Genomic DNA, 790 nt, shown 5'->3' with positions numbered 1-790 from the left:
TTGAGCTCCTTGACTAAGTCCAAGCCGATTTCAATCTCTTCCTGAACGCCGGTAGCAGCGAGTGTCTCGTTGCTACAGCACAGCAACATTTTGCACGCCTGATTTTGGAGCGTGGAAGTGATGATGGTCCGCCATCTGTCACCCGGCTCTAACGTCCGAATATCGGCAAAGACCTTGTATCCAGCAGCCTCCAGCTTCGGGGCCAGCCAAAGCGCAAGTTCATCGTCGCCCGGCGTCGCTTTGCTAAGAAAGACGACGTTCCGTTCGACCTGAACGGTTTCTGGTTGAGTTGCTAGAGCGACGCGTTCTTCCACTATTCCCCCGACCGATTCGGCGAACGCCTATGGTACACGCGACTAGCGGTTGTCCCTCGGGATGTTCACTAGTTTGCCCATGGTGCCCATCATGCGCCTAAGAAGAAATTGTAGCGGACAGTATGCGTTTGTAGAAAACGCTGTAACCATATGAAAAGACTGTGCTTTGGGTGGCAAGGCCTGGGAACAGCCTGCAATGCAACGAAAAGCCCGCCAGAGGCGGGCTGATCGTTTGATAATGCTATCAAATCTTGGTTGCGGGGATAGGATTTGAACCTATGACCTTCAGGTTATGAGCCTGACGAGCTACCGGGCTGCTCCACCCCGCGTTAAACCGTTGCGCGCCTTCGTGAAAATGCCGGGGACGATGAGGTAAGGCCGGCGCTGTTCGCGTGGCTTGCTCGTCCGTCCCAAAGGCTTCCTTGGAAGGCAACCCCGGGGCAAAGCCCGTTGGGTGCGGGCGGTATGTACCAACC

General features: G+C 55.4%; 1 protein-coding gene and 1 tRNA gene. Both read right to left on the bottom strand.

The annotated features are described in order from the left end of the window. Window positions 1–314 (bottom strand): toll/interleukin-1 receptor domain-containing protein (locus tag ACXJMY_RS38005; protein WP_456624470.1); only part of this gene is annotated, 314 nt, incomplete at its 3' end. Window positions 315–566: 252 nt separating this feature from the next. Next, window positions 567–643: transfer RNA gene (locus ACXJMY_RS38000), tRNA-Met, on the bottom strand. Window positions 644–790 lie beyond the last annotated feature (147 nt).

The sequence above is a fragment of the Bradyrhizobium sp. P5_C12 genome (assembly GCF_054049735.1).
This window is presented reverse-complemented; position numbering and strand designations above follow the sequence as displayed.